Genomic DNA, 20,481 nt, shown 5'->3' with positions numbered 1-20,481 from the left:
TTAAAGTCTCGTCCCCCGCTAACCGACGTGAACCTCTGGTATCAAATCGCAGTCTTTTCCGCAATGTCGAAAAACTCACTCAGTTTTTTGTTGAGTGAGCAGGTTTTTATTTAACACTCAATAATTTAGAAATACTGCAGCGATACTCGGAATAGCTGTTCCACGTCCCGCACCGCGTCCGAAGACGCGAACAAGACGACACGATCCTTTGCCTTGATTTTCATGTTCCCATCCGGCCTCAGAACCGTCTTGTCACGATATACCGCGCCGATGCGAACACCATCCGGCAAGTCCACTTCACGAAGCGCCTGACCGACGAGTGGAGATGTCTCGAGTGCTTCCGCCTCGATGATCTCACCATTACCTCTTTGCACGGCGTAGACGGATCGAATGCGGCCTTTTCTGACGTGCTGTAGAACACGGGAAATTGTGACTGCGCGCGGGTTGATGTAAGCGTCGAGCGCGAGCGATTTTGCGACATCGTGAAAAGAAGTGCCATTCAGTAACGCTAGATTGGACTTGCACCCGAGCTGCTTGGCCATCACCGCGCCGAGAATGTTCGTCTGGTCATTGTTCGTCAGCGTAACGATGAGATCTGCATCCTGAATATCTGCCTGATGCAGAATCTTCTGATCCAGCACCGATCCGTTGAGAACAATCGTCGAATTCAGCTTTTCAGATGCAGCGACAGCCTTTTCCCTGTCGGACTCGATGATCTTCACCCGTGTCTTCGGCTGCACCTCCTCAATGGAGCGAGCCACATACTGGCCGATATTGCCACCGCCAGCGATGATGATCCGGCTCGCTTCTTTTTCCTCATGGCCGAAAAGCCCGAGCGTCCTGCGTGCATGTTCTCGCTGGCATATCACATAGGCGAGATCGCCAGTTCGCAACTGCTCTGAGGAATCGACGGCCTTCAGATGTCCATTGCGATAGACACCAACCACTGTCGCCACGAGGTCGGGAAAGAGCTGGCTCAACTGCTGTAGCGGAGTGTTGACGACCGGGCAGTCTTCCATGCACTCGATGGCCAGCATGGATACATTATCATCGGCAAAACGCACGACATCGGTCGCACCGGGAAAGGCGATTCGTCGTAACACCATCTTGCCGACTTCAACCTCTGGCGAAATCGTCACGTCGATGGACATGTTCTCGCCGCTGAAAAGATCGCAATATTCGGGCCGCATGTAGCTCTGGTCACGAATACGGGCAATCTTTGTCGGCACACTGAACAGTGCATGCGCCACTTCGCAGGCGACAATGTTGATTTCATCATAGAGGGTTACTGCGATGATCATGTCGGCTTGATCCGCACCAGCCTTCGCCAGCACATCCGGGTGCGATCCATGGCCCACATAGCCACGCACATCCAGCGTTTCGGTGATCGCGGTGATCAGTGCGGCAGACGTATCAATGACGGAAACTTCATTGTCCTCACGAGAAAGCTGTTCGGCAATGCCATAGCCCACCTGCCCCGCGCCACAAATAATGACTTTCATATGCTCTCTCTGAACGCGTGCAGGTAAGCGATATTCTTAGACGCCAAGCGATTTCAGCTTACGGTGAAGCGCCGAGCGTTCCATTCCCACAAACTCCGCAGTGCGGGAAATATTACCACCGAAACGACTGATCTGTGCCACCAGATAGTCACGTTCGAACATTTCGCGTGCCTCGCGTAGTGGCAGGGTCATGATGTGATGATCCCCCTGCGCTGCGATCTTCGGCAGCATGTCGCCAATATCGGACGGAAGCATGTCAGCCGAAATCGCACCATCTCCACCTTCTGGACGGGCTAGAATCATCAGTCGCTCGATGTTGTTGCGAAGCTGACGGATATTTCCTGGCCAATCATGCGTCTGCAGAACGGCCATCGCATCATCGCCGATCTTTCGCGTACGGATACCCGCCTGCTCTGAGATTTGACGGATGAACATGTCGACAAGGAACGGAATATCCTCGCGACGCTCGGACAGCGCCGGTACCTTTACCGGAACCACCGCCAGACGATGGTAAAGATCTTCACGGAACATGCCGTCGGCAATGAGATTTTCAAGGTTCAGCGCAGTGGACGAGATGATGCGGACATCGACTTTAACCCGCTTCCCGCCCCCAACGCGCTCAAACTGCTGATCGACAAGAACGCGGAGGATCTTGTTCTGCGTTTCGCGGGGCATTTCACCCACTTCATCGAGATAGAGGACGCCGCGATGTGCTTCTTCCAGTGCGCCGACCTTGCGCGGCTGGCCGGGCAGACCTTCAGTTCCGAACAGAGCAATCTCCATGCGATCAGGCGTAATTGTCGCAGCATTCAGCGCTACGAAAGGACCGTTCGCACGAGAGGATTTCTTATGGATCATGCGCGCCACGAGTTCTTTGCCGGAGCCGGACGGGCCAAGAATCATGATGCGGCTATTCGTTGGGGCGACCCGGTCGATGTTCTGGCGCAACTGAGACACGGCAAGCGACGCGCCGATCAGTTCAACCGCGTCGCCCGTCCGCTTTTTTAGCTCCAGAACCTCACGCTTCAGCTTTGAGTTTTCCAGCGCCCGCTCGGCAATCAGGATCAGACGGTCTGCCTTGAACGGTTTTTCAATAAAGTCGAATGCGCCCCGCTTGATCGCATTCACGGCAGTCTCGATATTGCCATGGCCGGAGATCATCACCACGGGCAATTCCGGGTGACGGCTCTTGATTTCGTCCAGCAAGGCAAGCCCGTCGAGTTTGCTGCCCTGCATCCAGATATCGAGGAAAATCAGGCGTGGTACTCGCTCGGAAATCGCCGCAAGCGCGCTATCGCTATCATGCGCCATGCGGGTTTCGTGGCCCTCGTCAGACAAAATGCCTGCGACGATTTCGCGGATATCGGCCTCGTCATCAACGACCAGAATATCAGATGCCATATGCAACTTCCTTGTCAGTTTCGATGCTGACCGCTTCTACATGCGGCAACAGCACTCTGATCATGGCTCCACGGCCTAGATCGAAATCAGCGGGCGCATCATGCAATTCGAGATGGCCACCGTGTTCTTCTATGATCTTCTTGACGATGGCGAGACCAAGACCGGTACCCTTGTCACGCATCGTCATATAGGGCTCCAGAATGCGATGCCGATTTTCGACCGGCAGACCTCTGCCATTATCGATCACATCCACCACAAACTGGTTGGTTGCCGCATCGAAAGCGGCTTTCACCAATATCCGGCCCTTGCGCCCCTCAGCTGGATCTACAGCCTCGATTGCTTCGGTCGCGTTCTTGATGAGGTTGCCGAAGGCTTGTCCCAGCATTCGGGAATCGAACATCCCTTGCAGCGGATCATCGCCAAACTCGGTTTCGAACTTCACGTGGCTGGCACCCATTTCCCTGAGGAATGTGGCGTCCTTGAGTACTGCGCGCAGATCGGACATCTCTTTCGTCGGCTTCGGCATACGCGCGAAGGCCGAGAACTCGTCCACCATGCGGCCAATGTCTCCAACCTGGCGAACGATAGTGTCAGTACATTGATCGAAGATGGCGCGATCGCTGTCGTCGATCTGCTTGCCGAAGCGGCGTTTGATACGCTCGGCTGACAGCTGGATCGGCGTCAACGGGTTCTTGATTTCATGCGCGATGCGCCGTGCGACGTCAGACCATGCGGTCGAACGCTGCGCGATCACCAGGTCGGTAATATCATCGAGTGTCACGACCCAGGACTCGCGCCCGTCACGCGCATCCTCACGCGTCACCTGCACGTTGAGCGTCCGCTCCTTGCCGCGCCGCATGATGTTGATCTGCTGGCGGAAATCGACACGCGCCGAGGCGGCGGCTTCTGTCAAAACGTGTTCGATTTCGGGTGCTACGACGCCCAAAGGCGCACCGACGAGCTGATCTGACGAGACGGCCAGAAATTCTTCCGCAGAAGGATTGGCGATGGTGACGTTCCGATTTTCATCAACGCCAATGACGGCTGCCGTGACGCCGGATAGAACCGCCTCGATGAAGCGTCGGCGATTATCGATATCGTCCTTTGCCTCGATGATCTGGTCCTGCTGGCTACGGATTTCAGAGACCATTTTGTTAAACGTGCGCGATAGACGCCCCACGTCACCATCCACGGCGCGAACCGGGACAAGCACGTGCATATTCCCTGTAGCCACGCTATCAGCCGCGCTGATAAGCAGACGGATAGGCCTTACGATACGGTCGGCGACGGCGATAGCAGTCCATATTGCCGCCAGAAGCACGATCAGCGCAAAACCGAGATAGAGGATTGCAAACGCCATCTGCAATGGAGCACGACCTGCTTCCATTGCTTTATATTCAGCGCGGTTTTCCTCCATCAGCCGCATCGCCGACATCACTTTAGGATCGACCGCGCGCACGGTGTAAAGGAATGTGCCGCCGATACCTTCTAGCTTAATGATGGCACCGACGAGATTCGTAACGCCCGGCGGAATGAGGGTCGGCTGGCCTGCTGCCGCTTTCTCCAGTGCGTCCGTAGGGATCGCCGGCAAAGGCTTTTCGGTCTGAATATCCGCCTGAACGACCGCATCGCCATCAGACTGCACAAGGAACGCGCCCAGCATCCCCCGGCCTCTTGCCTGTCGCGTCATCAACTCTACAAAGCCTGTACGGTCCAGGTAGAACAGTGCCCGGTTTCGGTCGAGGTCGGTTGCCATGGAAAGGGTCTGGCCCTGGAGATAGCCTGCATTCTCCATCATATAGGCTTGCGCGATATTGCTGGACGAATCCACAATGGCCTGTGTGCGGATCGCAAACCAGCGGTCCAGACCGACATTCAGCGTCAAGCTGGCAAAGATTGCGACAAGCACAGCTGGCGTTATGGCGACAATGGAAAACAGCACGACGATACGGACGTGTAGCCGCGCCGCTGCCCTGCCTTTGCGTCGTGCTTTCAGAAGCCGATTGATTTCGCGACCGATGAGATACATCAGGCCCAGAACGAAAATCGAATTGATGATGACCGAAGCGATCACGACATTGGACGTCGGCGCAATCGGCGTCAGACCTAGAAGGACGAAAAGCGTAACGATAGCGCAAATCAGCGCTACGCCCGCAAGAACAAGTCCGGGTAGCGCAAACGACATTCGGCGGTCGGCGATCACCATACCGTCCGTCGCATCGTCGGTCTTCCTATCCGCGACTGGTCTGCGCATCGATCATGTTCCCAAAGCCGCTATTCAGCGACAACCGCCATAGCCCACATCATCAAGCCGCACTTGTAGCGAATCTTTGATGCACCAGTGTTTTCCAAGCAACACTTTGTGGCGAAAATGCAACGACCAGCGTTGCATTGTCAATCGTCAAGCAGTGCGAGAGCTTCGATAAACGGAAACGCCGAGCTCACGAATCTTCTTTCGAAGCGTGTTTCTGTTAAGCCCGAGCAGATCTGCTGCCTTGATCTGGTTTCCGCGCGTTGCCGTCAGAGCGGCTAGGATCAGCGGATACTCCATCTCGTGAAGGACACGATCGTAGAGACCGGGCGGCGGCAAATTCTCACCAAAACTTGAGAAATAGTCCCGCATGTTTTCTTCAACAGCTTGCGAAATCGTCATCGAGCCACTGCGGACAGCAGTGCGGTCGATAGGACTATCCGGAACATCCGACTGAAGTTCCTGATCGATGATCTCGCGGGTGATGACCTCCTGGGGATAGAGCGCCATCAAGCGGCGGATGAGGTTTTCAAGCTCACGCACGTTGCCCGGCCACGCATATGCCTTCATCAACTCAAGCGCCTCGTTTTCGAAACGCTTGCCCTCAAGTCCCTCCTTCTCGCCCGTCTGGATGAAATGACGCACCAGATCGGGGATATCCTCTGCGCGATCACGAAGAGGCGGCAGGCGCAAGGGGACCACGTTCAGGCGGTAATACAGGTCTTCGCGAAACAGGCCCTGATTGATGGACTGTTTCAAATCCTTGTTGGTTGCGGCAACGATACGCACGTCGGTACGGATGGGCGTGCGACCACCAACTGTCGTATATTCGCCCTGCTGAAGAACGCGAAGCAGCCGCGTCTGAGCATCCATCGGCATGTCGCCGATTTCATCGAGGAACAGTGTACCACCCTCGGCCTGCTCGAAGCGACCTGTCGAACGGTTTTGTGCGCCGGTGAAAGCACCTTTCTCATGGCCGAAAAGTTCGGATTCGATCAGATCACGCGGGATGGCCGCCATATTGATCGCAACGAAAGGGCCATTACGGCGCTTTCCATAGTCATGCAGCGCGCGAGCCACCAGTTCCTTGCCCGTTCCGGACTCGCCCGTAATCATCAGTGTCAGGTCGGTCTGCATCAGACGTGCCAGAACACGGTAGATTTCCTGCATGGCAGCAGAGCGACCGACCAGCGGCATGCCGTCCTGCATGTCGTCGTCCAACTTCGCTGGCTTGCGTTTCGGCTCAGACAGGGCTCGCCCGATGATGGCGATCAATTCGGTAAGGTCGAATGGCTTCGGCAGGTAATCATAGGCACCCTTTTCGGAAGCCTTGATCGCCGTCATGAAAGTGTTTTGCGCGCTCATCACCAACACGGGCAGGTCTGGCCTAGCCTTCTTGATACGCGGAAGGAGATCGAATGCATTTTCGTCCGGCATAACGACGTCGGTTACCACCAGATCGCCCTCACCTGCCGAAACCCAACGCCAAAGCGTTGCAGCGTTTGAGGTGATCCGCACATCATAACCAGCGCGGCTCAGCGCCTGATTGAGAACTGTGCGGATGGCCGCATCGTCATCGGCCACGAGAATCGTTGCTGTCATGAATTTGGTCCTGTCGGGTTCTGCACAATGCTGTCGTCAGGCGCCACTTCGGGGGAGACGGGCATCAATACGCGGAAAGTCGTGCGGTGATTCTGGCTGTCGCATTCCACGATGCCGCCATGGGCACCTATGAGCTTTGCGACGAGAGCTAGGCCAAGACCGGAGCCGTTGGTCTTGGTGGTAATGAAGGGATCGAAAAGATGTGGCAGAAGATCAGGCGGAACACCGGGCCCGTTATCATGCACGCAAAATTCGAGCGGCAGTGAAATGCGCTCGCGACTTCCGGCGACCGAAAGGCGAATGCCAGGGCGATAGGCAGTGGTCAAAATGATTTCGCCATCCGACTGGTTACCCACAGCTTCTGCTGCATTCTTCACCAGATTAAGGAAGACCTGCACTAGCTGATCGCGGTTTGCGTAAACCGGCGGCAGTGAGGGATCGTAATTCTCGGTAATTTTGATATTGCGGGCAAAGCCAGCTTTGGCCACCGCTTTGACATGATCCAGAACCGAGTGAATGTTGACCGGCATGCGATCCACCGGGCGTTCATCCGAAAAGATTTCCATCCGGTCGACCAGCGACACGATGCGGTCGGTTTCGTCGCAGATCAGGCGGGTCAGCGCCCTGTCTTCGTCCTCTACCGAGGTTTCCAGCAACTGCGCAGCGCCTCTAATGCCGGAAAGCGGGTTCTTGATTTCATGCGCCAGCATGGATGCCAGACCGGTCACCGAACGGGCAGCGGCTCGATGCGTCAACTGCCGGTCGATCTTGTCGGCCATCGAGCGTTCCTGAAACACCACAACCACCGATCCGGGTTCGCTGACGACAGGTGCGACATAAAGGTCGACCAACTTGTCCTGACCGAGACGTGGGGAAGACAGATCGACGCGATATTCATTGACTGGTGCACGCCGCTCGCGCACCTGATCGATGAGAGCAAGCAATGGACTGCCGAACGGTATGAAGGTCGAAATCCGGTAACGGGCCAGATGCGTCGCGCTTGCGCCGAAGAACGCTTCAGCCTCCCAGTTTGCGAAAGCAACGAACCCCTCCTCATTCACGAGGATAACCGGGTTTTGAACCGCATTAAGCACGGCCATGGCAAGTGCGTTATTGCCAGATGCGGATGACGTTTCGGCGCTCATGCTGCCTTCCTTGCGGCGGCTTGATCCGCGCCTTGGTTGAGAGCGGATCGAAGCATGGCGATCACCTGGCTCGTGTTTTTCAATGTCATGATCTGAGCCTTCTCATCACCCGGCATTTCTGGTGCGAAGCGATCCAGGTACCAGCCGAGATGCTTGCGGGCATGACGTAGCCCGGCCTCGACGCCATAAAATTCCAGCATCATTTCGTAATGCTCAACAGCGATATCGCTAATGTCGTCATGCGCTGGCGGGGCGTTACCTGCGAGAACAGCAGGCAGCCAAGGCTGGCCCTGAGCACCGCGACCGACCATCACCGCATCGGCACCGGAACGCCGCAGGATTTCCGCCGCATCAACGTCCGTCTCGACATCACCATTAGCGATCAGCGGAATGGAAATGACATCACGTATTGCCTTGATAGCATCCCAATCTGCGCGACCTTCATAGAATTGCATCCGCGTCCTGCCATGGATGGTGATGAGTTGCACGCCAACCGCTTCGGCGCGCGCGGCGATTTCTGGTGCATTGAGGGAATTTTCATCCCAACCCAGCCGCATTTTCACTGTCACCGGAACATCGACGGCTTTGACCGTTGCCTCGATTATCCCCAAGGCATGATCTGGATCACGCATCAGTGCCGAGCCGGAATAACCACCGGTGACTTTCTTTGCAGGACAGCCCATGTTGATATCGATGATATCCGCACCGTTGTCTGCCGCGATCTTTGCCGCCTCAGCCATCCAGTGCGCTTCTCGCCCGGCCAGTTGAACCATGTGTGGCGTCATGCCCGCATTTTTCAACCGCGCCCATGATTCGCCCTTGTTGGCCACCAGCTCACGACTAGCCACCATTTCGGTCACTACCAAGCCGGCACCAAAACGCCAGGCAATCCTGCGAAAAGGCAAGTCCGTGACGCCGGACATCGGCGCAAGCACTGCCCGGTTGCGAATGGTCACAGGGCCGATTTTTAGCTGCTCTGACAAAGCCGGGATGGCCAATTTGGTGATCTTTCATGCAGAAAATAATTTTGCATTATTTTTAGACAGCGTTTCATCGCTTGCCAAGCACCAAAACGACATTTGTTCTTATTTTTTAACAGAGCCATTCGAGGAAATCCGGTGGCCCCACGCAGCAACCAGCTCTATTTCGTTCATATGGATCACAACGCCGATTGAGGCTGGTTTTTCGTTTTTTGAGGGGTTAGAGCAAAACTGTCAACCTTGAAGGACGGACTGGGTGAGTATGAACACGGCCAAGAGAATCAATGATAAAATCGGTACCGTGATCGTAGCCGCCGGGAGAGGCGAACGGGCGGGCTCCCCCGAAGAGGGACCGAAACAATATCGCGCAATAGGCGGCAAGGCCGTTATCGAGCATACACTGAGAACTTTTCTCGAGTGGCAGCCTAATGCGCCCCTCGTGGTAGTGATCCATCCCGACGATCGTCTCTTGTTTGAACAGGTCGCGCAGCGCCTTCCTGAGAGCTCCTCCCTCGTTACGGTCACAGGGGGATCTACACGTCAAAATTCGGTTCTCGCGGGTCTTGAAGCACTCAAGGATCGCAACATCACTCATGTACTGATCCACGACGCGGTTCGACCGTTTATAAAGAACGACTTGCTGGAGCGGATTTCATCGGAGCTTTCCGGTGGCGCGAAGGCTGTTCTGCCTGCCCTGCCCGTTACGGACACGCTGAAGCGCGGCCAGGCTGGCATGGTTCAGGATACGGTTTCCCGAAGTGGTCTCTACGCAGCCCAAACCCCGCAAGCCTTCGAGTTTGCGGCCATCCTTGCGGCACACGCAGCAGCGGAAACATCGGGCAGAACGGATTTTACCGATGATGCTTCCATTGCCGAATGGGCGGGTATCCCTGTTACTCTCGTCGAGGGATCGGTAGACAACGTGAAGCTTACATTGAAACGGGATATTGCCATGGCCGATGAGAGACTTTCCACTTCGTTGCCGGATGTACGAACCGGAAACGGCTATGACGTGCATCAGTTGGAAGCAGGCGATGGCGTAACACTCTGCGGTATATTCATTCCGCACGATCAAACGCTGAAAGGACATTCGGACGCGGATGTCGCATTGCACGCCTTGACCGACGCGCTGTTGGCAACATGCGGTGCCGGAGATATTGGCGACCATTTTCCGCCTTCGGACCCGCAGTGGAAGGGTGCGCCCTCCCGCATCTTCCTCGAACATGCAGCAAAGGTCGTGCGTGACAATGGCGGCACGATCATGAACGCCGATGTTTCGTTGATAGCGGAAGCTCCGCGCGTGGGGCCGCACCGTCAAGCCATGCGAGAGAATCTTTCAACCATGCTTGATATTTCGCTCGACAGATGCTCGGTCAAGGCCACTACGAACGAGACCATCGGCTTTGTCGGACGGCGAGAGGGCATTGCCGCCATCGCCACGGCAACGGTCGTCTATCGGACACCCTCATGAGCATCTTCCCAAAGGAAATCGAGATCCTCGCTACCCGGATCATCACCGGCTTCACTGCTGCGGGACATATGGTTTCAACGGCGGAAAGCTGCACCGGGGGGCTGATCGCAGGGGCTTTGACGGAGATTTCAGGCTCTTCAGCGGTGGTCGACAGAGGATTCGTGACCTACACCAACGAAGCAAAGGTCGACATGCTTGGCGTTTCGCAAGCAACGCTCAATACATTCGGCGCTGTTTCCAGAGAAATAGCTCTACAGATGGTCGATGGTGCGCTGCTTCACTCGCGTGCGTCGTTCGCAGTTGCGGTTACGGGTGTTGCCGGACCCGGCGGCGGGTCTTTGGAAAAGCCGGTCGGCCTCGTGCATCTGGCAGCCAAGAGCCGAAACGGCAACGTCGCTCACAGAGAAATGCGCTACGGTGACATCGGCCGGGATCAGGTACGGCTTGCCACAATCAAGACCGCGCTGGAAATGTTGCTCGAGCTTGCTCACTCCGCATAAATGCGGTCGGCACGGGCCTCGAACGCTTCTGCAAACATGCGGAAAGCTCGGTCGAACATCGATCCCATCACGGCACCGAGAATAAGGCTTTTGAACTCGTAATCGATATAGAAATAAACGGAACACCCTCCATCAGGCGATGGCTCGAAACGCCAGCGATTATCCAGGTATTTGAACGGGCCATCCAGATATTTCACGTCGATGGCATGCTCTTCCGGCTTCAACAAAACCTGGGTCGTGAAGGTTTCACGGATCGCCTTGTAACCTACGGTCATGTCGGCAACCAGAAGCGACTTTCCGTCCCGCTCCTTTCTAGAGCGAACGCTCAATGCTTCGCAGAGCGGCAGGAATTCCGGGTACTTCTCCACGTCGGCTACGAGATCGTACATCCGTTGAGGAGAGTGTTTTACGGGGCGGCGAGTTTCGAAGTGCGGCATGAGCCGGAATTAATGCGAGGCACCCATAAGATCAAGGAGGCGATCCGCCTCTGCCCTCGATTTTATCTGAAATATCGGCACGTCGGGACCGTGCAAGTCAAAGTTTCGGACGAATAACGGCGCATGCCGTTTTTCGAAGGTCCAGATATAGGTGAGGAAATCGAAGCCTGGCAGTGGCTCTTTGCATCCACCCGCCATATCCGGTCTCACACGACCATAATATTTGGTCACGCGACGGGCCAGTCCAAGCATGCAGGTCAGACGCGGCAACCGCATCCATATGACGATATCGGTTCGCGGTAGACGGATGTCGAAACTGGACGGGCCGCTGCCATCGATAATCCACCGCTCGCGTGACGCAATTTGCTGCAAAATCGAGCGCTGCGCGGCTTGATCCCGCGCAGTCCAGTTTGCAAGCCAGCGCACGTCCCTGTCTATCGAGAAATATTCGACATGCAGGCGGTCAGCGATTTTTCGCGACAATGTGGATTTTCCTGCGCCCGACGAACCGACCACCATTATTCGCGCCGCTGTCTTCAGTATGTCTGCGGCAACACCGGTATCATGAATGAAATTGGGCATTCCTCTTCCTCATCGCCTTGCATAGCTGCCCGCAGAAATTGACTATAGTAACCTCGCGGGCCGAATTGATATCTGCTATGACCGTGATTGCAGCCATGAGATGCAACCGGGCCGGAGAATATTCTGGCACGGTTTCGTGTCTGGCAGATTTTCAACAAGCGATGGGTCGTAATGACCCTGCCGAGTGACACCATGGACGATTTCTCAAATATCATCAATCTTCTCGAGTCTGCGAAGCAGCTGGCGTCGATGAACGAAATGCCGATGCTTGCCTATCTGATCGACGTGGCGAAATGCGAGGCCCGTGAGAACAAGCCGGTCTTGCGCAAACGCAAACGTGGCGAGTCGACGGTCAAACATGAGGCCGAAGCCTGAAACAGCCATTTTTGCTTCTTTATGGGCAAAATTTGATGCCGGTAGCCGCGTGGAGTGGAGACAGGTAGATGCATACCGCTTCCGTTGATCTTCGTTCGTACGCTGATGAAAAGCCACAGGAGCGACACGCCTTCGTCCAGATCGTTTTGCCTCTCGCGGGTCACCTGGAAATTGATGTCAGCGGCCTCCAAGACAGGCTTTCGCCTTCAAAGGCAGTCTTCATTCATCACGATTACCGCCACACGCAAAGAGCTGTTGTATCTAACCAGTCACTGATCGTTGACATTGACGAAGCTCTGGTTTCAGCAGACACGCTCGACAGATTCACCGGCACTCCCTTTTTCGACCTGACCCCGCGCGTTTCAAAGCTTATTCATTACATGAGGAGCGTTCTCGACAGCGGCGGAGATGACGCTGAAACCGCTTATCTTTGGTCGCTCGTATTGATCGGTAGCCTCCACAGGGAATTGCCAAACCTCATCTCACGGCTATCCATCCTGAAGCAGCTTGTCGAGTTGGACCCATTCCAGCCCTGGACTGTCGAGCGAATGGCTCAACAAATCGAGGTAAGCACCAGCCATCTTCACGCGCTCTTTCGAGACCATTTCGAAAAGACGCCTCATCTCTGGGTGGCGGATGCGCGGATGATGAAAATTCTTAGGCTTTTGCGGCATAGTTCATTCTCCATCGCCGAGATTGCGCACCGTGCGGGCTTTTCGGACCAGACAGCTCTGACCCGAGCAATGAAAAGGTCGCTTGGCACCACACCCGCAGCTTATCGTCGCGATCATTTTTCCTGAGCCACCATAGTTTATGTCAAGACAGTCCTCATCGGACATGGCAAACCGCCTGCCGAGACATGAGGGCACGATATGAACGAGACCGGTTTGGGCGTATTTTACGGAATGCTTGCGGGAGCTCTGTGGGGCGGGATATTCCTTGCCCCGAAACTCGTCCCTGCCGGTTTTACACCTCTGCAACTCTCGACAGCACGATATCTAACCTATGGCGTCATCGCACTGATCCTGATTGGTCCAAGGATCGGTCGGGTGGCTGCGCAATTCGGCAAAGCGGAATGGGTCGCGCTGCTTTGGCTGAGCGTCATTGGAAACCTGCTCTACTATCTGTTCATATCGACGGCTGTGCAACTGAGCGGTGTTGCTTTCACCTCCATCATCATCGGCTTCCTGCCTGTTGCCGTCACCATCATCGGCAGCCGAGATCACGGTGCGGTTTCACTAAAACGGCTCTGGCCATCGCTTCTTTTCGGTGCAATCGGTATCCTGGGCATCTCTTGGCAATCATTGACAAAAGACGGCGGTAACCTCGATGTTTCGCAACTGATCGGCCTTGCGGCCGCCATTGCTGCTCTTGCGTCATGGACGGCCTTCGCTGTTGGAAATGCCCGGTGGCTGGCGCGGCTCCACCATGTTACCGCGGACGAATGGAACCTCATGACGGGCGTCGTAACCGGAGGGCTTGCGGTTCTCCTCGCCATCCCGGCATTCGCATTTGGTGGAAGCACACACACGCAAGCCGACTGGGTTCAATTTATGCTCGTTGCGATGGGACTCGGCTTTTCCGCTTCGATCCTCGGCAACGCTTTCTGGAACCGCATGAGCCGTCTGCTACCGCTCACCATGGTGGGACAAATGATACTTTTCGAAACGCTGTTTGCATTGCTCTATGGCTACATCTGGGAACAGCGTGGACCGACGCTTATCGAGAGCGTCGCGATATTTTCCGTTGTTATCAGTGTTATACTTTGCATGCAGGCGCACAGACCTGAGAAAGTTCACGGCTAGGCCACCGAGAGAAAAAAAGATCCCCGGCCTTAACCGAGGATCGTGTTGCAATACCCCTACTCTCCGCCACCCAGCGAATGCACGAACAGAGCAAGTTGCTTGACCGTGGTGTCGCCGAGACGCTCGCCCCAGGCCGGCATTACGCCGTGCTTCGGCGTTCGTATTTGCGCAACGATACCCTCTTCGGCCTCCGCTTTCAGCCAGATAGCGTCTGCAAGGTTGGGCGCGCCCATTTCCTGGTTGCCCTTGGCGTCTTCACCATGGCAGGAGGCGCAGTTGTCGGCAAATATCTGCTTTCCCGGTTCCACCATGGCCGTATCGCGTGGCGTTGCCGTCAGGCTAACGACATAGGCCGCGACCTCGCGGATTTCGCCACTGCTGAGAATGTCGGCAAAGGCTGGCATTTCAGAAATTCGCGTTTCCGGGTCTTCGCTGAAACGAATGCCGTGGGTGATCGATGTGTAAATGTCTTCGGCACTTCCTCCCCACAACCAGTCGTCATCGTTGAGATTGGGATAACCGCTGCCGCCTTCAGCACCAGAACCATGGCACTGGACGCAATTGACCTTGAAAGCGGCAGAGCCGCCCGCGACAGCAAACTGCATCAACGCGCTATCGCTTTTGATCTCCTGAAGCGACGACGCTGCTATCCTTTCCAGATAAACATTCTGAGCTGATTTCGCATCCGCTACTTCCGTTGCCACGTCTGCCCGGCTGCTCCAGCCAAGCACGCCCTTCGTAGCACCGTCGATCAGCGGCCACGCTGGAAAGGCGATGGTATAGCCAATGGCCCATAATATGGTGAAATAGAATGTCCAGACCCACCAGCGCGGCATCGGGTTGTTCAGCTCGCGAATGCCATCCCATTCATGTCCGGTAGTTTCGACGCCGCTGACCTTATCGATATGTTTTTCCGACATGTTCCTAGTCCTCCTTGAGAGGAATGTTTGCGGCGTCGTTGGCTGCCTTGCCGCCACCCGGACGCAACGTAAAAACGACGACGCCAATGAAGAACAGCGTCATGCCGAGAAGACCCCAGCTATCGGCGAAGTGGCGCATGGCCGTATAAATTTCCATTACTTGGCCCCTCTTATCGATAACCGGCGGCATCGTCATAGGTCGAGAAATCGACCAGCGTGCCGAGCATTTGCAGATAGGCGATGAGCGCATCCATTTCGGTCAGCTTCGTCGGATCGCCATCAAAATCGCCTAATTTGGCCTTGGGGTATCGGGCTTCGAGACCAGAAGTGTCTGCGTTGGGATCGGCCTGGATTTTGAGGTCTGCTTCCGCATTTTCGATCATTTCGTCGCTGTAGGGTACGCCGACTGCCCTGTTCGCCTTCAGCTCCATGGCAGCATCCGGCACATCGAGAGATGTTGTTTTCAGGAAGCCGTAGCTTGGCATGATGGATTCCAGCACCACCGAGCGGGGATCGCTCATGTGCTGGACGTGCCATTCGTTCGAATAGCGTGCGCCCACGCGCGCCAGATCGGGTCCGGTGCGTTTCGAACCCCACTGGAAAGGATGATCGTACATGCTTTCCGCTGCCAGGCTGTAATGACCGTAACGCTCCACCTCGTCGCGGAAGGGCCTGATCATCTGGCTGTGGCAGGTGTAGCAGCCCTCGCGGATATAGATATTACGTCCGGCAAGCTCCAGCGGGGAGTATGGCCGCATCCCCTCCACCTTTTCGATAGTGTTTTCGAGGTAGAAGAGCGGCGCGATTTCCACGATGCCGCCGATGGAGACGACCGCCAGCGATCCAACGAGAAGAAGTGTCGCGTTGCGTTCAATGATGCCGTGTTTATCGAGAAGAGACATGATCGATCTCCCTTATTCGGCAGGCTGCAGCTTGGGTGCTGCCGCCGTGCCGGTCTTCTCTTCGCGCAAGTCTCCGAGAATGGTTCTTGTGACGTTGTAGGCCATGATAATTGCGCCGGCGAGAAACAGGAGGCCACCAACTGCGCGCAACAGGTAGTATGGGAATAGCGCCGCCACGGTTTCTGCGAAGGAGTAAACGAGGAACCCCTGCGCATCATATTCGCGCCACATCAAACCTTGCTGGATGCCTGCGACCCACATGGAAGCCGCGTAGACGACGATTGCCAGCGTTGCGAGCCAGAAGTGCCAGTTGACCATTTGAAGGCTATAAAGCCGTTCGCGGTGCCAAAGCTTTGGAACGAGGAAGTAAATTGCCCCGAAGGTAATCATGCCGTTCCAGCCGAGTGCGCCAGAATGGACGTGACCGATGGTCCAGTCCGTATAATGGCTGAGCGAGTTGACCGCCTTGATCGACATCACCGGACCTTCGAAGGTCGCCATTCCGTAGAAGGCAACGGCCATGATCATCATACGTACGATTGGGTCTGTGCGGATTTTGTCCCACGCGCCCGAAAGCGTCATAAGCCCGTTGATCATGCCGCCCCACGAGGGCATCCACAGCATGATAGAGAACACCATGCCAAGCGTCTGCGCCCAATCCGGCAATGCCGTGTAATGCAGATGGTGCGGGCCCGCCCAGATATACATGAAGATCAGCGCCCAGAAGTGAATGATCGACAGGCGATAGGAATAGACCGGACGGTTCACCTGTTTGGGAATGAAGTAGTACATCATGCCCAGGAAGCCAGCGGTCAGGAAGAAGCCGACGGCGTTATGGCCATACCACCACTGTGTCAACGCATCCTGCACGCCGGAGAAAGCCGAATAGCTTTTCACGCCAAGAAACGACACCGGTACCGCCAGGTTGTTGACGATATGCAGCATTGCGATGGTGACGATGAAGCCGAGATAGAACCAGTTCGCCACGTAGATGTGGGGTTCCTTACGCTTGAAGATCGTGCCGAGAAACGCGACGAGATAGGCAACCCAGACGATGGTCAGCCAGATATCGACATACCATTCCGGCTCCGCATATTCCTTGCCCTGCGTGATGCCGAGCAGATATCCGGTGGCAGCCATGACGATGAAAAGATTGTAGCCCCAGAACACGAACCAGCCGAGATCGCCGCCAAAAAGGCGCGCGCGACAGGTGCGTTGTACCACGTAAAACGAGGTTGCAATGAGGGCATTTCCGCCGAAAGCGAAGATCACGGCTGACGTGTGAAGCGGGCGGACACGACCGAAATTGAACCACGGCTGGAAATTCAAATCTGGGTAGGCCAACTGGAAGGCAATGACGACGCCGACGAGAAAGCCGACCACGCCCCAGAAGACCGTGGCGATGACGCCATAACGGATCACGTCGTCGAAATATTCGGTTTGTCTCCGCTCCATCGCAGCGCGGTCGACGGGCACAAAGGATAGTCGGCGCAACATGACGACTGTCGACACGATCAGGACGAAAAACAGCGCCCACATATGGGCAGCGAAAAGATTGTCGTGAGCGAATGCCGCCCCGAGCAAAGCGAAGAAGGCCCCTACGGCCACCATCGCTATTCCTAAAGTAGAGTTCATTGTTGGCTTCCCCCAACGTCAAAGCAGGTATGACGCGAGGGGAAGGAGCCGGATCAAAAACGGCAAACCTGCTTTCGCGTCGTTTGCAGCTTTGCCACCATGCTGAGCAAGCGGCCTTGATCCAAATCAAGACCGATGGGGTGAGGAATGATGGGAATACCGTAACGAGCGGAAAGAAATCGGGGTCGTCACCCCTTCATTTTCAGGGGCAGACCTGCGGCAATAAAGTAGACCTCGTCAGCTACGGCTGCGATCCGTTGATGCAATCGTCCGGCATGGTCGCGAAACTGTCGCGCCATGCGGTTTTCAGGGACGATACCGAGACCAACTTCGTTAGAAACGAACACAATCCGCGCTTTTGCACTTGCCGCTAGGTCAACCAATGGACCGAAGGCGGTCTCGACATCGCCCCTCTCCTCCATCATCAGGTTCGTAACCCATAGGGTCAGGCAATCCACGAGAATGACATTGCCGGGCTGATCGAGCCGATCCAGTATTTTCACCAGCTCGACCGGCTCTTCATGGGTGGTCCAGAGGTCGCCACGTTGAACGCGATGCTGGGCAATCCGCGTTTTCATCTCATCGTCCCAAGCACGACCGGTAGCAATGTAATGAGCGGTCTGACCGGAAGAGAGCGCCTTTCGTTCCGCGAAAGCAGATTTGCCAGAGCGCGCCCCGCCAAGCACCAGGACGCAGCGGGAACGATCAGACATGACATGAACCTGTGGGGAAATGAAAGATGAGCGATCCGGCTACCGATGCGGATGGAACAGCAAGCCGTGACGGGCCAGACATGAAAAGAAAACGATTCGTAGATATGGAGGCGTTCTCCCGGTCGATCATGCTGCGCGCCTACGGTTTCTTTTCCGAAGATGCTTTGCCCGCCGGCACTAGCTGGCATGTCGACAAAGTATTCGAATTCGAAAGTGCCGGATCGCACCCTAGAAATAAGACCGCTGAGCGTTATTGTCAAATTTTCGCAAACAAAAACCGCGCTGCACCGGAGTGTCGACGCGGCTTTGAGACCCTTAAAACGCAAGGGAAACTAAAAGCGGCCGGTACGCAAAACCAGTCCGGCGCTACAGCAACAGTCTTAGCCAGACATTCTTACCGGATCGTTAGCGGCGACAACTAAAACGTACCTGTCATGATTTTTCCGTCATCATTGCTTTACCCATAAATCGAATGAATATTGGCGCGAAGATTCGCGTGTGAATTTAAGGCAGGCAAAGGCAGACATGACGACAATCGATTACATCGCGCTAGCGATCTTCATCGGGCTTTGGTTCGTCTATAGCTATATCACCACCGAAAAGACCTTCTTTTCGCGCACCAGCCTCAATCAGGCCATGGCGGAGCGTCGGCGCAAGTGGATCTATAATTCGCTGACCCGTGATCTCAAGATGATCGATACGCAGATCATGGCGGGCTTGCAGAACGGCACCGCTTTCTTCGCATCGACTTCCATCTTTGCGATTGGCGGCTGCTTTGCGTTGCTCGGCGCGACAGATCGCGTGGAGTCCGTTTTTCGGGACATGCCTTTCGTGTTCTACGGCGGACGTACCGCTTTCGAACTCAAGGTTATAGGGCTTACCTGCCTGTTCGGATATGCATTCTTCAAATTCGGCTGGTCTTATCGTCTGTTCAACTATTGCACCATTCTGTTCGGCGCGATGCCGATGATGCATGAGACCAATGCGGACAAGAGAGCCGCTGAACGTGCGGCCGAAAACGTCATTCGAATGAACATCATCGCTGCAAAGAACTTCAACGATGGCTTGCGAACCTTCTTCCTGGCAATCGGCTATCTGGGCTGGTTCGTAAACCCTTACGTTTTCATTCTAAGCACGGTCGTCATCGTCGTTGCCTTGCTGCGCCGCCAATTCTTTTCAGAGGCACGCCGTGCCATCATGGATGAGCTCTGAGACATGAAATTGCCGTAGTTCGCAGGCGAAGCGGCGGCACCTCACCTTTCCCGTTGCCAAAGGACGGACCCTGATGAACGACGCCTCCCTTGCAACAACGGAAACCACGGCAAAGGGCCGTATCGGCGCTCTCGATACACTGCGCGGCATAGCTTTGCTTGCCATGGCGCATTACCACTTCACCTGGGATCTGGAGATGTTCGGCTATCTCGATCCCGGCACGGCCACGCAAGGCTGGTGGCGAATTTACGCACGCGCCATTGCCAGCTCGTTTCTTTTTCTCGCGGGCTTCAGCCTTTATCTGGCGCATCGTCGCGGCGTAAACTGGCGCTCATTTGGCAAACGTTTTGCGATGGTTGCGAGCGCGGCGATGCTGATTTCCGTTGCCACCTACTTTGCGGTGCCAGATGGCTGGATATTCTTCGGCATCCTACACAACATTGCGGCCGCCAGCCTCATTGGCCTTATTTTCCTACGCCTTCCCGCACCAGTGACACTGGTCTTTGCCGCAGCGGCGCTGTTTGCGCCGCGCTACCTCGCATCCGAGAGCTTCAATACAAACTGGCTATCGTGGATAGGCCTCAACACTATCCCTCCCCGCTCAAACGATTATGTGCCGATCCTGCCATTCCTTGCACCGTTTCTGCTTGGGCTCGCAGTGTCGCAAATAGTCACGCCGCGCGGCTGGCTTGATCGCTTCCGGAAGCCTAGCGGCACGCGAAATGTTCTCGCATTTCTAGGCCGTCACAGCCTGTCCTTCTATCTCATTCACCAACCGGTGCTGATCGGGCTCGTCTACCTCGCGTCTATCACCATACCCCCTGCCCCGGTCGATCAGGTGGAAGCATACAAGAACAGCTGTGTCGCGCGTTGTACGCAGGGAGAGAACGGGTTGGAGCTATGTGAAAGCTTCTGCGGCTGTACGCTGGAAAAACTACAGGCTGCAAATGTCTTCGAACCTATGATGTCCAACATACTGACACTTGATCAGCAGACGAAGCTCAATGATATCGCTTCGGAATGTTCCATACAGACGCGTTAAATTGCA

The 20,481-nt window shown here is 55.5% G+C and carries 21 protein-coding genes; 8 read left to right on the top strand and 13 right to left on the bottom strand.

Annotation, left to right across the window (positions count from 1 at the left end; genetic code table 11):
• Nucleotides 1–125 precede the first annotated feature (125 nt).
• From trkA to dusB, 6 genes are all read right to left on the bottom strand, one after another.
• Complete coding sequence (gene trkA, locus G6L28_RS06880; RefSeq protein WP_174063041.1) at nt 126–1,502, bottom strand: Trk system potassium transporter TrkA; 1,377 nt, start codon at nt 1,500–1,502, stop codon at nt 126–128.
• 36 nt (nt 1,503–1,538) lie between these two features.
• On the bottom strand, nt 1,539–2,903 hold the full coding sequence (locus G6L28_RS06875; RefSeq protein WP_174063040.1) for a sigma-54-dependent transcriptional regulator: 1,365 nt from the start codon (nt 2,901–2,903) through the stop codon (nt 1,539–1,541).
• Nucleotides 2,893–5,157, bottom strand: a complete 2,265-nt coding sequence (locus tag G6L28_RS06870) for a sensor histidine kinase NtrY-like (protein WP_174063039.1) — start codon at nt 5,155–5,157, stop codon at nt 2,893–2,895. Before G6L28_RS06870 ends, G6L28_RS06875 begins: the two co-directional genes overlap by 11 nt.
• A 147-nt stretch (nt 5,158–5,304) precedes the next feature.
• A complete protein-coding gene (gene ntrC, locus G6L28_RS06865) occupies nt 5,305–6,756 on the bottom strand; it encodes a nitrogen regulation protein NR(I) (protein WP_174063038.1) in 1,452 nt (483 codons plus the stop codon).
• Nucleotides 6,753–7,901 carry a two-component system sensor histidine kinase NtrB gene (locus G6L28_RS06860; protein ID WP_174063037.1) on the bottom strand — a complete coding sequence of 383 codons (1,149 nt, stop codon included), beginning with the start codon at nt 7,899–7,901 and terminating at the stop codon, nt 6,753–6,755. Before G6L28_RS06860 ends, ntrC begins: the two co-directional genes overlap by 4 nt.
• Nucleotides 7,898–8,824: a tRNA dihydrouridine synthase DusB gene (gene dusB, locus G6L28_RS06855; protein ID WP_234902492.1), complete on the bottom strand. Its 927-nt coding sequence runs from the start codon at nt 8,822–8,824 to the stop codon at nt 7,898–7,900. The genes G6L28_RS06860 and dusB overlap by 4 nt, the downstream gene beginning before the upstream one ends.
• Before the next feature lie 319 nt (nt 8,825–9,143).
• Between dusB and G6L28_RS06850 the strand changes: the two genes are divergently transcribed.
• Entirely contained in the window at nt 9,144–10,352 is a 1,209-nt protein-coding gene (locus G6L28_RS06850; protein ID WP_174063093.1) for a bifunctional 2-C-methyl-D-erythritol 4-phosphate cytidylyltransferase/2-C-methyl-D-erythritol 2,4-cyclodiphosphate synthase, read from the top strand.
• Entirely contained in the window at nt 10,349–10,852 is a 504-nt protein-coding gene (locus tag G6L28_RS06845; protein ID WP_174063036.1) for a CinA family protein, read from the top strand. The genes G6L28_RS06850 and G6L28_RS06845 overlap by 4 nt, the downstream gene beginning before the upstream one ends.
• On the opposite strand, the gene G6L28_RS06840 is transcribed toward G6L28_RS06845, so the two are convergent.
• Nucleotides 10,840–11,289 carry a type II toxin-antitoxin system RatA family toxin gene (locus tag G6L28_RS06840; protein WP_174063035.1) on the bottom strand — a complete coding sequence of 150 codons (450 nt, stop codon included), beginning with the start codon at nt 11,287–11,289 and terminating at the stop codon, nt 10,840–10,842. The two genes, G6L28_RS06845 and G6L28_RS06840, sit on opposite strands and share 13 nt — an antisense overlap.
• A gap of 9 nt (nt 11,290–11,298) precedes the next feature.
• Nucleotides 11,299–11,871 (bottom strand): AAA family ATPase, encoded by a 573-nt coding sequence (locus G6L28_RS06835; protein ID WP_174063034.1) that lies wholly within the window; start codon nt 11,869–11,871, stop codon nt 11,299–11,301.
• A gap of 192 nt (nt 11,872–12,063) precedes the next feature.
• Between G6L28_RS06835 and G6L28_RS06830 the strand changes: the two genes are divergently transcribed.
• The 3 genes from G6L28_RS06830 (at nt 12,064) to G6L28_RS06820 (ending at nt 14,051) form a co-directional block, all read left to right on the top strand.
• Nucleotides 12,064–12,246, top strand: a complete 183-nt coding sequence (locus G6L28_RS06830; protein WP_174063092.1) for a hypothetical protein — start codon at nt 12,064–12,066, stop codon at nt 12,244–12,246.
• A gap of 68 nt (nt 12,247–12,314) precedes the next feature.
• Nucleotides 12,315–13,046, top strand: a complete 732-nt coding sequence (locus tag G6L28_RS06825) for a helix-turn-helix transcriptional regulator (RefSeq protein WP_174063033.1) — start codon at nt 12,315–12,317, stop codon at nt 13,044–13,046.
• A gap of 72 nt (nt 13,047–13,118) precedes the next feature.
• Nucleotides 13,119–14,051 (top strand): DMT family transporter, encoded by a 933-nt coding sequence (locus G6L28_RS06820; RefSeq protein ID WP_174063032.1) that lies wholly within the window; start codon nt 13,119–13,121, stop codon nt 14,049–14,051.
• A gap of 56 nt (nt 14,052–14,107) precedes the next feature.
• Here G6L28_RS06820 and ccoP read toward each other — a convergent pair whose 3' ends face one another.
• The 5 genes from ccoP to cobU form a co-directional block, all read right to left on the bottom strand.
• The gene (gene ccoP, locus G6L28_RS06815) at nt 14,108–14,971 is read right to left on the bottom strand and encodes a cytochrome-c oxidase, cbb3-type subunit III (protein ID WP_174063031.1); all 864 of its coding nucleotides are present in this window, start codon (nt 14,969–14,971) and stop codon (nt 14,108–14,110) included.
• A gap of 4 nt (nt 14,972–14,975) precedes the next feature.
• Nucleotides 14,976–15,128: a cbb3-type cytochrome c oxidase subunit 3 gene (locus G6L28_RS06810; RefSeq protein WP_174063030.1), complete on the bottom strand. Its 153-nt coding sequence runs from the start codon at nt 15,126–15,128 to the stop codon at nt 14,976–14,978.
• Between the two features lie 13 nt (nt 15,129–15,141).
• Entirely contained in the window at nt 15,142–15,873 is a 732-nt protein-coding gene (gene ccoO, locus G6L28_RS06805) for a cytochrome-c oxidase, cbb3-type subunit II (RefSeq protein WP_174063029.1), read from the bottom strand.
• 12 nt (nt 15,874–15,885) lie between these two features.
• Complete coding sequence (gene ccoN / locus G6L28_RS06800) at nt 15,886–17,508, bottom strand: cytochrome-c oxidase, cbb3-type subunit I (protein WP_174063028.1); 1,623 nt, start codon at nt 17,506–17,508, stop codon at nt 15,886–15,888.
• Nucleotides 17,509–17,696: 188 nt separating this feature from the next.
• On the bottom strand, nt 17,697–18,221 hold the full coding sequence (cobU, locus tag G6L28_RS06795) for a bifunctional adenosylcobinamide kinase/adenosylcobinamide-phosphate guanylyltransferase (protein ID WP_174063027.1): 525 nt from the start codon (nt 18,219–18,221) through the stop codon (nt 17,697–17,699).
• Between the two features lie 26 nt (nt 18,222–18,247).
• Here cobU and G6L28_RS06790 point away from each other — a divergent pair, with 26 nt between their 5' ends.
• The 3 genes from G6L28_RS06790 (at nt 18,248) to G6L28_RS06780 (ending at nt 20,475) form a co-directional block, all read left to right on the top strand.
• Nucleotides 18,248–18,643, top strand: a complete 396-nt coding sequence (locus G6L28_RS06790) for a hypothetical protein (protein WP_174063026.1) — start codon at nt 18,248–18,250, stop codon at nt 18,641–18,643.
• 103 nt (nt 18,644–18,746) lie between these two features.
• Complete coding sequence (locus G6L28_RS06785) at nt 18,747–19,433, top strand: DUF599 domain-containing protein (RefSeq protein ID WP_174063025.1); 687 nt, start codon at nt 18,747–18,749, stop codon at nt 19,431–19,433.
• Nucleotides 19,434–19,506: 73 nt separating this feature from the next.
• Nucleotides 19,507–20,475 (top strand): heparan-alpha-glucosaminide N-acetyltransferase, encoded by a 969-nt coding sequence (locus G6L28_RS06780; RefSeq protein WP_174063024.1) that lies wholly within the window; start codon nt 19,507–19,509, stop codon nt 20,473–20,475.
• The last annotated feature ends 6 nt before the right edge of the window (nt 20,476–20,481 follow it).

The sequence above is a fragment of the Agrobacterium larrymoorei genome (assembly GCF_013322225.1).
In the GTDB taxonomy this organism is placed as follows: Bacteria; Pseudomonadota; Alphaproteobacteria; order Rhizobiales; family Rhizobiaceae; genus Agrobacterium; species Agrobacterium larrymoorei_A.
The sequence above is the reverse complement of the archived record's forward strand: the minus strand, read 5'-3'. Positions and strand labels throughout refer to the sequence as shown.

Bases quoted from the DNA above. Each gene is read 5' to 3' on its own strand.
- G6L28_RS06790 (WP_174063026.1), top strand. From the start codon at position 18,248: ATGAGCGATCCGGCTACCGATGCGGATGGAACAGCAAGCCGTGACGGG.
- ccoP (WP_174063031.1), bottom strand. From the start codon at position 14,971: ATGTCGGAAAAACATATCGATAAGGTCAGCGGCGTCGAAACTACCGGA.
- G6L28_RS06870 (WP_174063039.1), bottom strand. From the start codon at position 5,157: ATGCGCAGACCAGTCGCGGATAGGAAGACCGACGATGCGACGGACGGT.
- G6L28_RS06845 (WP_174063036.1), top strand. From the start codon at position 10,349: ATGAGCATCTTCCCAAAGGAAATCGAGATCCTCGCTACCCGGATCATC.
- G6L28_RS06875 (WP_174063040.1), bottom strand. From the start codon at position 2,903: ATGGCATCTGATATTCTGGTCGTTGATGACGAGGCCGATATCCGCGAA.
- G6L28_RS06860 (WP_174063037.1), bottom strand. From the start codon at position 7,901: ATGAGCGCCGAAACGTCATCCGCATCTGGCAATAACGCACTTGCCATG.
- ccoO (WP_174063029.1), bottom strand. From the start codon at position 15,873: ATGTCTCTTCTCGATAAACACGGCATCATTGAACGCAACGCGACACTT.
- ntrC (WP_174063038.1), bottom strand. From the start codon at position 6,756: ATGACAGCAACGATTCTCGTGGCCGATGACGATGCGGCCATCCGCACA.
- trkA (WP_174063041.1), bottom strand. From the start codon at position 1,502: ATGAAAGTCATTATTTGTGGCGCGGGGCAGGTGGGCTATGGCATTGCC.
- G6L28_RS06850 (WP_174063093.1), top strand. From the start codon at position 9,144: ATGAACACGGCCAAGAGAATCAATGATAAAATCGGTACCGTGATCGTA.
- ccoN (WP_174063028.1), bottom strand. From the start codon at position 17,508: ATGAACTCTACTTTAGGAATAGCGATGGTGGCCGTAGGGGCCTTCTTC.
- G6L28_RS06835 (WP_174063034.1), bottom strand. From the start codon at position 11,871: ATGCCCAATTTCATTCATGATACCGGTGTTGCCGCAGACATACTGAAG.
- cobU (WP_174063027.1), bottom strand. From the start codon at position 18,221: ATGTCTGATCGTTCCCGCTGCGTCCTGGTGCTTGGCGGGGCGCGCTCT.
- G6L28_RS06785 (WP_174063025.1), top strand. From the start codon at position 18,747: ATGACGACAATCGATTACATCGCGCTAGCGATCTTCATCGGGCTTTGG.
- G6L28_RS06825 (WP_174063033.1), top strand. From the start codon at position 12,315: ATGCATACCGCTTCCGTTGATCTTCGTTCGTACGCTGATGAAAAGCCA.
- G6L28_RS06840 (WP_174063035.1), bottom strand. From the start codon at position 11,289: ATGCCGCACTTCGAAACTCGCCGCCCCGTAAAACACTCTCCTCAACGG.
- dusB (WP_234902492.1), bottom strand. From the start codon at position 8,824: ATGTCCGGCGTCACGGACTTGCCTTTTCGCAGGATTGCCTGGCGTTTT.
- G6L28_RS06830 (WP_174063092.1), top strand. From the start codon at position 12,064: ATGGACGATTTCTCAAATATCATCAATCTTCTCGAGTCTGCGAAGCAG.
- G6L28_RS06810 (WP_174063030.1), bottom strand. From the start codon at position 15,128: ATGGAAATTTATACGGCCATGCGCCACTTCGCCGATAGCTGGGGTCTT.
- G6L28_RS06820 (WP_174063032.1), top strand. From the start codon at position 13,119: ATGAACGAGACCGGTTTGGGCGTATTTTACGGAATGCTTGCGGGAGCT.
- G6L28_RS06780 (WP_174063024.1), top strand. From the start codon at position 19,507: ATGAACGACGCCTCCCTTGCAACAACGGAAACCACGGCAAAGGGCCGT.